Genomic DNA, 12,982 nt, shown 5'->3' on the forward strand with positions numbered 1-12,982 from the left:
CATAGAGGTCTGCCAACAAGGCAAGCTATTACCGTGTTTATCTCTTCGCCTTATAAAACTCATGATACAGCTTCATGAGAGCTCTTTTCTCAATCCTAGACACATAACTTCGCGATATGCCTAACTCCTTCGCAATTTCCCGCTGAGTCCGCTCTTCTCCACCATGCTCTAGTCCGAACCGCCCTACAACGACTTCTTTTTCGCGGTCGTCGAGAATATCCAGATTTTTATAAATCTTGCTCTTCTCGATCTTGAGCTGCACTTTATCCACCACCTCGTCGGAGTCCGTGCCGAGGATATCGATCAACGTGATTTCATTTCCCTCCTTATCCGTCCCAATCGGATCGTGCAGCGATACGTCCTTGCGCGTCTTTTTCAGCGAACGAAGATGCATCAGAATTTCGATTTTAATGTCATTAGTGATCATGTTCTCAAGAAAAAAGCATCTAAAACGTGTAAATCTCTACAGAGTCTTCGTAAACCCTGATCTCCCTCACGACCTGCCGGATTAAATCACGCTTCTCATCAAAGGTAAGCTCCTCTTGACCTTTCGATAAATAATATTGAACAGCCTCCATCATCACATTCATGTTGTATTCTGTATTATGGGTATTGTTTAATAAGTTCGTCAATTCAAGCAACTGATTGTTTAATGATTCTTCCCTCTGCGTTAACTCCTTCAATTCTTGTCTTATATCCTCTTCTGCAATACCATCTTCACTGGCAGCAAAAAGTTTGATCAATTTTTTTCGAGCGTTTTTTGTCTTCTCAATTTCTTTTTCAATCCTGGCAATTTCTCCTGCTTCAAAAGGCTCTTTAGTTTTTTCTTGTTGCAATGCCGCGGCTATCTCATTGGGATTATTTAACCAGGATGCGACCTGTTCCCAAACTTGCTCCTCGATCATTTGAGCTTTAACCCTTCTACCGCAACCTTTTGCTTTTGCACCAGCTGTATTTTTTATATCTGTATATTCAGGGACTTTTTTGCCCCAATTGTTTGAAAGCCTTCCAGTCATCGTATTACCACAGTCACCACATCTTAAAAGACCACTCAGCAAATAAGGATGTTTGCTTTTCTGTGCCCATCTGCGACGTGATTCAGACAATAGCCTCTGAGCATGTTCAAATTGTGATTCGTCGATAATCGCTGGGCAAGGTATTAAAATCCACTCATTCCTTGGCCTCTCCTTCATTGGAACCTTTTCTTCCTCTTTACGGTGCTTGTTTCCAAGCATACCTTCCGTATTCCAGCGATTTTGATAAAACTCACCAATGTAGGCTCTATTCATAATAATCTGTCTAACAACTTGACGATGCCATACCTGTGCTCCTCGCTTGGTTGGGACATTTTTACTTGTTAAGTATAATGCAATTCCGTTGAGCCCTTGTACCATCGTATTGGGCTGAGTAAACAAATCAAAAATTAAACTGACGATTGCAGCTTCGTCTTCATCAACAATGAATCGCTCTGACTCTTTATCATACCTGTAACCATATACTTGAAAATCGCGTAACACTTTCCCTTGCCGTGCTTTTTCTCTTCTCCCGCGACTCATACGTTCATTAATTTTCGACTTTTCAAACTCGGCAATTGCTCCGCGCATAGAATAAAATAAATTACCTTCTGGAGTTTTAGAATATTCACCATTAACAAAAACAAGCTCAATTCCTCGTCTATCAAACTCATCCGTTATAATTAATTGATTCATCAACTTGCGTGACAAGCGGTCGGGGTCTAGACAAATAATTTTTGAGATAATACCTTCTCTTACGTCTTCACGTAGTTTGGTTAATGCTGGTCGATCCAAAAACTCGCCGGAAACTCCGTCATCTATATATTCTTTAACCTTATTGGTCCCCGCCTTCAGTTGGCACTGACGAACCTGATCGTTCAGGCTGAATCCATGTTTTGCTTGTTCTTCTGTACTGACCCTGGCGTATATCGCGATCATGTTTCTCCCTCCTGAACTTCTCTAGGAGATAATCATAACAGGCAATGCGGATCTTGTCATTAGACTCACCTGTGATAAACTTTACATGCACCCGGCATCCCCTCCTAATGGAGGTTATGCGGATACGGCTTGGACAGTTGATAAAAAAATGATCTTAAACATGTCACAAAACCTTGAAAGGCGTAAGCTGTTCAAGGTTCAGGACTGGACATACTTTAAATTGTGTCATATTCTATCTTTCTAAATGGGATACAGGAAATGGGAGTTTAACCTACCATCTGCGATAATCCGTTGTATATCTAGCATACAACAGATTCTCACTATAACTAATCTAATCGCTCCAGTTGTCGGTTACATTAAAAATTGTTTAAAAAACTATAGGGTTACCGTATCCATCTTATAAACTGACGAATGCACAACATGATCAGAGTTCAGTTTCACTCCGAATAATTCTCGAATAATATGAATAGTCCAGTAATCCTCCAAATAGTAATAATAGTTATTTGGCAGTTTCATATCGTATTTTAAATCGTCTTTCACCCATAATCGCTGAGCACGCTCATCTCTACTGTTCGGATACTCAGAAAAAACAAAATGCATAAACATTGACATATAATTACGAATAGTGAGTTCTTGATTTTGAAGATCTATAAGATTTCTTGATAAACGATTGTATTCATTCAATTCGTCGCGCAAACATGAGTCCGAAACGTGCTCAATTATCTCAAGAGGAATTTCCTTATAATAATTTTCCTTAAAGTGTACTTTCATTTCTTCCGATATCGATGGATGATAAATGATATTTACCATCTGAGTTTTAATATTCTCAATATCAGCGAATATAGAATGATAAACGCTACCAGTACTGTTACTTGAGTCTTTTAGCATTCCAAAGCTGCATACCTCTTTACGAGTAAAATGGTATAGCAACTTTAAAAATTTCGAGGTTGTTACCAACGTTCCAATTTTATTTTTGTTCTCATCGAAATGGTCAGATTCTATTAATACAATCTGCTTGGTTAAATCTTCATGACTCATTGCACGAACTTCGTTTTGAATGTCTGGATAAGCTGGTGTTTGAATATTCTGAAGTTGACTAATTGCTTTAATAAACACATTTCCCGAATAGTTTTTGCGAGTACATAATCGATTACTTATATCGTTGTATCCTCTGCTTATGTCCTCGTTTGTCCTGCTAATATTTCCGACTAGTCGCTCAAACTCCCCAAAAAATACAAAAAGAGGAAGCTTTGGTGCCCAACGATTGATGTTTGTTAAAATAATGTGCATATCAGCTTCTGTTAGTTCCTGTCCAACTTCTTTGGCAAGATACTTAATGGTTTCCTGACAATCAAATACAACCTTCTGATAAGACTGATTGACTGCGATAGGGAACACATATCTTAATAGGTTACCATCAAATACTTTGTAGAAAAAATAATCTAATGCTTTTTTATACTGATTAAAGCGATAATTCGGTGCCAATTCTTGTTCAAATCTATTACGATATGCCGTATACGTATCACATTCACGAATGAACCTAGCCGCATCATTTATAGCATCCAAATCAGATAAGTTCTCATGTGAATCTATACTATTACGATAAAAAATATTGTCCCAAATTGCTGTTTCTGCTGCCACATCATATTTGTTTAGCAACAACTCAGCTAGTTTGGTTCCCGATACGCTTAGCACATCAAATGTACTAACAAGCGCCTCTTGAAGTGTTTTCTTGAAATGATCGATATTATAAGGTTCATCATTAAATTCAAAATCCTCGACTTTTTCATAAAGTGAAAATAAAAGCTGATACGTTATGTCTGCATCATCTTCAGCAGCCTTATCGGCCTTAGCTGAAAAGTATAGTTTCGCTATATGCTCCTGACTTTTCAGTGCTTCATTGAAGATTTCACGTTGTCTCAGAAGAATCGAAGCTGCACTTAAATATGAGGTTAGCGTCTTACGAGACAGTATTGTATTTCGAGACGGTAAAAACTTTAAAAGGTTATTTAAGGAAATAGAGATAGCTGCATAGAAGTTCGAATTATTACTATCGTAAAAATTAGTGGTCAATATGAAACAATTATATATGGCTTCATATTGTTTACCCGACTTAGCTAGGCGGTCAATTCGGCCGTAGCGTTGCTCAATAGCTGAAGGGAAAGCAGGAATATGATAGTTAATCACATGATTATAGCCAGGTAAGTTGACACCTTGTTCAGCAATCTGATAACTAACAACGAGCACGGTCGGCAGTGTATTTTCTTTTGTTTTATTAGAATAATGCGCCAGTTCATAGTTGTTACTCCCCGAAACGACAGCGAAGCTTTTACCCGGTGTCTCTTCCCGGAATTTCATAAAGTCAGCCTCTTCTAAAGCTTTACGAAGTACCTCTGCTTCCTTCTCAATGAAACGTGTGAAAATAACAAAGCGTGAATCATGCTGTTCTTTCAAGCGTGTCTCTATAAATGCAACCGTTTGTTCTGCCTTTTGCTGCTGTGGAGTTCTACTATCTTCGTATTTAATTCCTACTTCATGAATCAATGTTTCATGGCGCTTAATGGCGGTCTTATGGAATTCCCTTATTTGCAAGGACTGGATTGTATCTTTGAAATAACGTGTAACTGGCGAAGTAATATCGAATCTTGAACAAATAAGCGCATCTTTTTCCTTCCCAATCGTTTCAATATTTCGAATCCAATTGTTTGGAATTTCTTTTTTTGTCATATTTTTAGCGATATTAATATACGTTTGTAAGTCATGTTGAGTAGATTTAATAGGTGTTGCCGTTAAAAAAACGACTTTCTCAGAAGTTAATTGTTCAAGAGCTATTCTTTTTTTGGTATCATCTGACAAGAACAAGTGTGCTTCGTCAATTATAATAAGCCCAAAAGCTCTTCTTGCGAGTTTCTCGATATGAGAATAATAGTTATTAATAATATGGACATGATGCGAATATCCCATATCTATAAATGGCAGTTTCTGATACCAATCACCTAAGAACTGCCCCTGATGTTCACCTGCAGAGAGTGCCTTTGTAGTAATAATTAACACATCTTTATGGTTTTGTTCGATATAATCAAGTGCCATTAAGCCGCTCGTAATGGTTTTACCGCTTCCTACTTCATCGAAAATATATATTGCATCGTGTTTTTGCAAGCGATCGCAGTTTACAAATTGTAATGGAAATAAATCGATGAGTTCAGGGTTAACAAACTCTAGCCAATTTCGTTCAATCAAACATTTCACCCCTAAAAGGATTTAAATAATTCCTAACAGCAGACCAGACGATACTTGAAGTTAAAGAACTGCATATATTAAAAAAAGGGACAAGTCGAATAAGAAATCATATATCTTTCTATACTGATACAGGGAATGGGAGTAAAACCTACCATCTGCGATTATCTGTTGTATGTCTGGCATAAAGCGAATTCTTCACTATAACTAATCCTATCGCTCCAGCTTCTCATCCCCACACGAACCCTATCCGTAAATATTTCCAATGACAAAGTGGGCATCGCCATCCACGCGGTGGGAATGCCTTACAAGATACTAAAGAGCAAGAGTCCATCCCAGTGGACTACGTTTGAGAGGCCATCAATAGCGTGAATCCCGTACACTACGCGGTTCGGAACGCTATGCCTCTTGAACCAAAGCCAGCTGGAGGACAACAAAGCATACGGAATGCCAATAAAAGGATAAGGAAATTAAGGTAGCATCCAAAGGGGAATGGGGCTTGGCAGTTGTTGAGTAGTTGTTTGCAGTTATCCTACCACTCGTGCCTTTCTAAGCCAAGTGCTGCTGCTATTGCATAGTCTATATCTTGCCAGCTCACGTTTATCCCCACCATTGAGGTCTCCTCATTGTTTTTCCGCATTAACTTCGTTATTAAGTCTTTGTCACTCAATATCGGTACATAACCTACGTCATCTCCGACTAGGATCAGTTCATCATGCTTCCCTTCGCATTGTTCCATAAGGTCAAATATTGTTGTGACTAGAAAATCAGTAAGTTCCTCAAATACAATGAGTTCACCGCCAGAATACTCTAAGTACTTGATAACATCAAAATCAAATAAACTATTACTGAAATAATCCCACACCCCTACAATAAATACGTTGTAATCGCCATTTAACCGCAAGCATCCGCATATCTCCCTCAGCAAAGATGATAGCGGTGGGATTTTGAGGTTCTTCTCGGGGTATTCGTTTTGATAGTATCTCGTAGTTTTCAACGTTTCCCTTGAGAGAAACAAGAGGTCAACAAAGATAGATTTATTGTGTAATTTATCCACTTCAGTAGATTTGATAAACTGAACTACCTCTTCTATGCATTTTGTAACGTTAGTTGTTACTTCGTTCCCGGTAAACCTTATTACAGTTAAGCCTAGGCGTTGTAAGTACCGCTCACGGACCGCATCATTAGTACGTTGTTCTTTTGTACTGTGGAATTCATGGCCGTCAATTTCGATCACGATTTTTTTACTTCGTAAATAAAAGTCAACTCGGTATCTACCAATCCACACTTCATATTCCAATCCGTGTATCTTCTTTTTTGCATGATCATAAAAAATTTTCTGTGCACCAGTCAATTTGTTTGACATGCATTACCACTTCCTCTATGATTTTTTGTCATTGCATCAATAATGTTCAAGTGAACTATCTTGTCCGCTTGATTTCTGAATTTTGTAATTTTTGCAAACATACCGATCAATGCCGCCATACCGTTGGCGGCTATTCGTAAACTCTTTTATGCAGGGAGTATTGCAAATTAATAGAGGTTGTGGGCATCGTTGTTTCTACCTGATTTAATCAAACAACCTGTATACTAATTGAGAGTAAACGTGATTACATCAGCCCTCACTTCAGATTTCATAAAAATGGTATAGATTTCATGTGGGTATAGCTAGATGGAACATCTCTTTGATGTCTGCACATGCCGAAATGATTAATCCGTCCCTTCCGAATTTAACTCAAATTCAATCCTCGGCAGGTTAAACGATACATCTCATGCTTGTCCGCATAGCTGTCTTCCTCCGAAATACGATAACACTCTATCATATTGAATCGCCTTCAGCATATTGGTGCATTCCGAGCATTTCAGAAATGCCATATCCAATCCCTCCATCACTAATGTCTGCTGATCATATTAAAACACAATGATTAGACAATAGGTTGTCATAGAATATACGTTCCTATGGAATAAAATCCCTTTACTGATAATTCGACAAAATAGGCAGCAAGTCCTGTGGAAATACGAAAAAAACCAAACAAAGCAATAAATAACCGCTTTGTTTGGGTAAATTTCATTGTATATTTTTTAATGAGAAGAACTCAACTGATCATGATACCTGTGCTTGAGGAATCTCATTTGCTTCCTCAATGCCCATCATCATTTTGTAATGTGCATGATGATTTGTAACCTTGAATATTTTCTCAAAAATATTCAAGTACCTAGCATTTGTATCTATTGGGTGCTCAATATATAAATCATCACTTGCAAAATGAGACCCATCATTCGCCCAGGACAAAAGCGATTTACATATTACCTTTTCTTCTTCATCGAATTTATTCAGTATATCATCTTCACTAAAATTGCCAAATACTTTAAAATAATTTTCAATAATCCTACGAATCAAGTTTTGAACCGTAGTTGAAGAACTACTCTGTGTTGCTGATCTAAGTTCTTGCCACATTAACTCATATGAAGTTTTGATTGGATTTGTATCGTAGGGTTTAGCCTCTGTAACATTATTAACTTTTCTAATAATCCAGAATGTTTCATCATGTAATTTAACGCCTTTTGACCGCTTTTTATTAAAAGTTACTTCCTTGTGAAAGTAGACATTATGGGTTAAAACAAATAATTGAACAACATTGTTTTTATTGTTCCTACTATCATCAATAAGTTTCAAAATGAGATTGCTGACGATAAACAATACATTACTATCCAAGCTAGAAATTGGGTCATCTATCACAACGACTTTATTCTCTGTAATAAGATCTCTGTTATTACTTCCATTCAATAAATGCATAAAATATAAAAATGTTACGAATGTCTTTTCTCCTTCACTTAACGTCTGATTTACATCTTCTCCAGTGGATCGTACCAATCGATAATTACCCTGGTTTTGTGTATGCGCAAATTTAAAATTTGTAAAATTATATGCTTTTAACAGACGGTTCATCTCATTAACGGATGGAATTACACTAGTGATTTGAGCCTCCAAACCCTCAACTTCTGAAATTAATCTGTTTTTCTCAGATGTTTTTGACGTAATCCTATCTTTTATCCCCGTTATCGCATTCTTAATGCTAAATTCTTTGCGTACATATTTTTCGTGATTATGCAGATTCTCATTTGCTATGAATCTCCATATCTGATCCTTTAGTAGTTGTTCTTCCTGAGTCCGGTTATCAATCAACCTGTTATGTCCATGAATCTCCTGATTTACCCTCTCAATTTCAAGATTGATATTTTTTACAAATTCATCAACAGGAACTAGTGTCATTCCCTTACTCGGTTCTTTTTGTTTTTGTTCAATCAATTCGAGATTGATTTCATTCTTCGATCTGATTAGTTCAAACTGTTGATTAATTCTCTCTTTATCGATATACGGCAATTCCTTTTCCAATAGGCCTTGGATTGAAGTTTTAAGATTACTATAAGATTCCATGTATTGATCAACACACTTTTTTAATTCCTTCATCTCATTTTCATAAGTTTCATTAAAATACTCTTCTAATTGATGTAGAAAACCATCCGGCAATGACTGTTGACAAAAAGGGCATTTACCTTCTGAATTATGTACATGATCATATCCTCTTTTTACCCAATCGCTTATAGCCAGTCTAGAAATGAGTGCGGCGATATCAACCTCCTGCTTACCAACAATTTGATTTTGGAATATCTGACTTGAACAAGCAGCGTTTAGTTCGTCATTTTTTATTGATTGTATAGCTTGAATTTTCACTAAACTTCCATTGAATAATTTATTTGAACGAGCGCGCAAATTTTCAACATCACATAACATACCTTCAAGTGAATGCGACTGTTTACATTTATTCATAAAGTTAATTTTATTATTTCGAACACCTGAAAAAGCTTGCAAAAACTCGTTATCATATTTTCTTTTCAATTCCCAACAATCATCTATAAATTCATTTTCATTCGAGGTATATTCTTCTTCTTTATTGGATAAGTTAGTGCGCATTCTCCGAATCTCTTCATCTAATTTATCAACTAGCCTCTTCTTTTCAGCAATTTCGTTTTTTATTTCAGTTGACTCCTTACCTAATGTGAATATACCTTTTATGTTCGACTCCTGATGGAAATTTTCCTCAACGAATTTCTGGTTATATACCAATGTTTTTAATGGTTGAGATGCCCAATTAATATTACAATCTGAGAAGTTCTCAATATTTTTCATAACATTTGATAATGATGTTTTCCCACTTCCATTGGAACCGTAAAAAAAATTAATTTTCTTTAATTCACTAAACATAACACCTGTATTATTATAAGTTGCTATTTTCTTAATGGAAATTTCTTTAATCATTACATTTCACCCCGTACTCGGTAATTGAAAAAGGCATAACTAAAATAGATATCCATTTTAGTTACGCCCAGATGTAAGTTATTAATTTAGCAGTATCTATAATTTGTTAAACCTAAGCTCCAACAAACTCTGCGTTCTTATTAATCGCATCAATAATGCCGATAATTGCCCGCGCATCGTCCAGATTACTACTGAACAGTTCCGTGATACTGCCTACCGTACGGAACGGCTCCTCTTGAAGAACGGACTTTTCTATTATACCATTTTTAACTACATATTCGATAATCAGCTTCACAAACCGTAGTTGATTGACATTCAAACGATTTTCTTGAAGAAATATCATGAATGCTTCATTCGCGGCCTCTTGATCAAGCCCCACTATCGTTCGTACAAGCTTAGTTACCGGTAAATCTTTATATTCCCGTTCATAATCTTCTTTGGTTCCAAGCTCTGCCCACAGGATATGTTCAAGCGTCTCCAAGTCTTGTTTTGTGATCGGTTTGTTGTTGCGTAGTTTATAGATAGCTAGTTGATCCTTGTTAGTTTGCAAATATTGGCTAACTTTTTTACGGTAATTTTGCAGGTCATTGGTGTTATAGAAGCCGCGGCTCTCTTCTATGGCAAGCCACTCATCTTTAAAATTCGTATAATAAATTTGCTGCGTTTCACGTTCCAGGAACTTAATAAGATCCCGCAGCGCTTCACGTACTTTCTCCATTTCGAAGATGTCCGCTTCTTCCCAAAACTCTGCCGTCATGACCTTCTCTATTACATTTCGCTGGGCGACGATTTGGGGAATCGTCCCCAACTTGGATAGCTTTTCTGCCGTCTCAATGACTTTGCGAATCGGCTTCACCGATTGCGTTCCCTGAAGTTTAGCCAATTCGATGATTAGCATCATATAGTCAAACCGTTTCGCTAATTCGTCATTGCTAAAAGAAACGGCAAGAGGAGCAATATGTTCCTTCAAATCCCCCATATCGGTATCACTTAAGGAGCGCCATGCAGCGTCATTTTTATATTTATGGACATATTGGATATGCTGTCGAATGCGAAAATGTTCTTCATTCAGCGCCTTCACGCTATCCTTTAGCAATTCCACCAAATCAGTGCGGTGAGCGATATACTCCTGTTCCTGAAAACGTAGTTGCTGGAGTTCACGCACAATCTGTGTACGAACATTGAACAGCTTCTCCGATAAAGTTTCGGTAATATCGCTATCCTTTCCTTTCGGATTGGCCCGGAAATACTCAAAGTTTCGGCAAAAGTCAAAGATCAAGAACTCCTTCTTATCCTCACCAATACCATGCAGGTCTTTACACAACCGCGTCCCTCGGCCCACCATCTGCCAAAACTTCGACTTTGAGCGAACCTTCTTGAAAAATACCAAGTTGACAGCCTCAGGTATGTCTACACCTGTATCCAGCATATCGACAGAAACAGCTATTTGAGGAAGCTTGCTCCATATGGAAAAATCATCAATCAAAGATTGATAATATTTCGTTTTGATATCAATGACCCGCGCAAAATGCCCCTTTAATGCCGGATACAGGCTATCGAATCGATCCACGATCGCAACCGCGTGCCGATGATTTTTGGCAAAAATGATGGTCTTGCCCAGCTTGTCTCCGCCTTCAACCTTCAGGCCACGCTCCATAACAAACTGCAGAACCCGGTCTATCGTATCCTGATTAAACAACCACTCATTTATCGCTGCACTGTCAATATCCCGTGGTTCCTCTTCTTCATCCTCTAGAAGCACTTCTTCGTATTGCTCTTTTTCCTCCTCGGACAAGTCATCGTAGTGGATGCCGTCATCCATAATCTTTGTCGTTGTTTCCACCGTACGATAATCCACTAAGTGTCCTTCTTTGACTGCTTGCTCCAATTCGTAGGCATAGGTCGGAACAGAATTCTCCAAATGGAATACATCATATGTATTTTTGTCGACTTCATCCTTAGGTGTTGCCGTCAAGCCCATTAGGATGGCATCAAAATAATCGAATATGGCCTTATATTTCTTATAGACGCTGCGATGCGATTCATCGATAATGATGAAGTCGAAATGACCAACCGTAAACAGCTTTTTGCCATCCTTCCGCTTGGCCTCGTCGATGGCATTCATCATCGTTGGGTAAGTAGAGAATACGATCCTTGCCGTCTCTGGATTGTCCTTGCTGTCCAGCAGGTTGCACAGTGTCATATCGGGCAAATACTGGCTGAAGCTGTTTTTGGCTTGACGGACAAGCGTTGTACGATCCGCAAGAAATAACACATTCTTAACCCAGTTATATCGACTCAGCACATCCACGATGGCACTCGCGGTGCGTGTTTTCCCACTGCCTGTTGCCATAACAAGCAATGCGGTCCGCTGCCCCTTGTTTAAAGCGTCGCAAACCGAAAGGACTGCTTCATGCTGATACGGGCGATTCACAATGGAATCGTTGATCTGTACTTCCTCTAATGGTTTACGAATCGAACGCCGGTTCATGAGCAATTGCAGCTCATCCTGACTTGCGAACCCGGATACCAGCCGACTAGCATAGTGAAAATCATCCCAGAAGTTCGTTACAAATCCATTCGTATAATAAATCACCGGACGCTGTCCATATCGCTGCTCCAAACAATCCGCATAGAGCTTCGCTTGCTGTTTGCCCACATTAGGATCTGCACTGGTCCGTTTCGCCTCTACCACAGCCAGCGGCTTCCCGTTCTCACCGAATAACACGTAATCGACATAACCGATACCTTGTCCGTTTGGCATACCTTGTACTTCAAACTCTTCCAGCACATTTCTTTGAAACGCCCATCCGGCCAGCTTCAGCTCCAGATCAATGTAACGTTTACGGGTCTCGTATTCACTGATTTCATCCGGTACAAAGTTGTAGTCCTGAATATTCTCTGCCTTACGTGCTGTCAGCAGCTTCCGGAGCTCTTCATTTTCTTTGACCAGGTCCTCCAGCTTACGATCCTTCGAACCCAAGCGGTCGTACAAATCCTGCAGCTCCTGGGGTCTAACTTTATCTTGCTGCTTGTTGTCTTCCAAAAGGAGTTGTTCATCAAAGCTTCTTGCAGTGTATTCGATCGAGTAACAATAATCGATCCAGCTTATGAAGTTATGCAGGTTGCGAAGGGACAGGATCGCCTCGCCGCGGCTGATCGTTGCATTCGAATGAACTGCTACATTGCCCAGCTTTGTAATATATTTCAACTGAGGTAACATGGATTGATCGATTACGCGGAGAAAAGATACATCATGAATAAGGCTCGACAATTTATCTTGATAAGGGACCTTCAAGTCGCTATCGTAGGTAAACAGCCATTTTACAGCAAGTTCCAAAGCCCGCCGACAGAGGATAGCGCTGGTTGCAGGACTGACAACCAACGCTTTTTCCGCCTCGATACATGCGCCAGCAAAGCTAGCGTAGTTCTTTATTTCATTGAGAAATCCAAAGTTCGATAGCTGCATATC

At 38.7% G+C, this 12,982-nt stretch carries 5 protein-coding genes and 1 pseudogene; all 6 read right to left on the reverse strand.

Annotated features, from left to right (window positions below; genetic code table 11):
* Positions 1 to 37: 37 nt before the first annotated feature.
* Positions 38 to 412: pseudogene (locus NI000_RS32245) on the reverse strand (sigma-70 family RNA polymerase sigma factor); the annotation flags it as partial.
* Positions 413 to 446: 34 nt separating this feature from the next.
* Positions 447 to 1,952 (reverse strand): recombinase family protein, encoded by a 1,506-nt coding sequence (locus NI000_RS32250; RefSeq protein WP_253415424.1) that lies wholly within the window; start codon positions 1,950 to 1,952, stop codon positions 447 to 449.
* A 375-nt stretch (positions 1,953 to 2,327) separates the two neighbouring features.
* The gene (locus tag NI000_RS32255; protein ID WP_253415425.1) at positions 2,328 to 5,192 is read right to left on the reverse strand and encodes a helicase-related protein; all 2,865 of its coding nucleotides are present in this window, start codon (positions 5,190 to 5,192) and stop codon (positions 2,328 to 2,330) included.
* A 529-nt stretch (positions 5,193 to 5,721) separates the two neighbouring features.
* Positions 5,722 to 6,555, reverse strand: a complete 834-nt coding sequence (locus NI000_RS32260) for an endonuclease domain-containing protein (protein ID WP_253415426.1) — start codon at positions 6,553 to 6,555, stop codon at positions 5,722 to 5,724.
* A 738-nt stretch (positions 6,556 to 7,293) separates the two neighbouring features.
* Complete coding sequence (locus tag NI000_RS32265; RefSeq protein WP_253415427.1) at positions 7,294 to 9,510, reverse strand: AAA family ATPase; 2,217 nt, start codon at positions 9,508 to 9,510, stop codon at positions 7,294 to 7,296.
* A gap of 112 nt (positions 9,511 to 9,622) precedes the next feature.
* Positions 9,623 to 12,979 carry a DEAD/DEAH box helicase family protein gene (locus NI000_RS32270; RefSeq protein ID WP_253415452.1) on the reverse strand — a complete coding sequence of 1,119 codons (3,357 nt, stop codon included), beginning with the start codon at positions 12,977 to 12,979 and terminating at the stop codon, positions 9,623 to 9,625.
* Positions 12,980 to 12,982: the final 3 nt, after the last annotated feature.

Origin of the sequence: Paenibacillus tyrphae (genome assembly GCF_024158745.1) — a bacterium.
GTDB classification, from domain to species: Bacteria; Bacillota; Bacilli; order Paenibacillales; family NBRC-103111; genus Paenibacillus_G; species Paenibacillus_G tyrfis_A.

What these genes read in the sequence shown, in the direction of transcription:
- NI000_RS32270 (WP_253415452.1), bottom strand. Translation starts at nt 12,979, where the DNA reads ATGCAGCTATCGAACTTTGGATTTCTCAATGAAATAAAGAACTACGCT.
- NI000_RS32265 (WP_253415427.1), bottom strand. Translation starts at nt 9,510, where the DNA reads ATGATTAAAGAAATTTCCATTAAGAAAATAGCAACTTATAATAATACA.
- NI000_RS32250 (WP_253415424.1), bottom strand. Translation starts at nt 1,952, where the DNA reads ATGATCGCGATATACGCCAGGGTCAGTACAGAAGAACAAGCAAAACAT.
- NI000_RS32260 (WP_253415426.1), bottom strand. Translation starts at nt 6,555, where the DNA reads ATGTCAAACAAATTGACTGGTGCACAGAAAATTTTTTATGATCATGCA.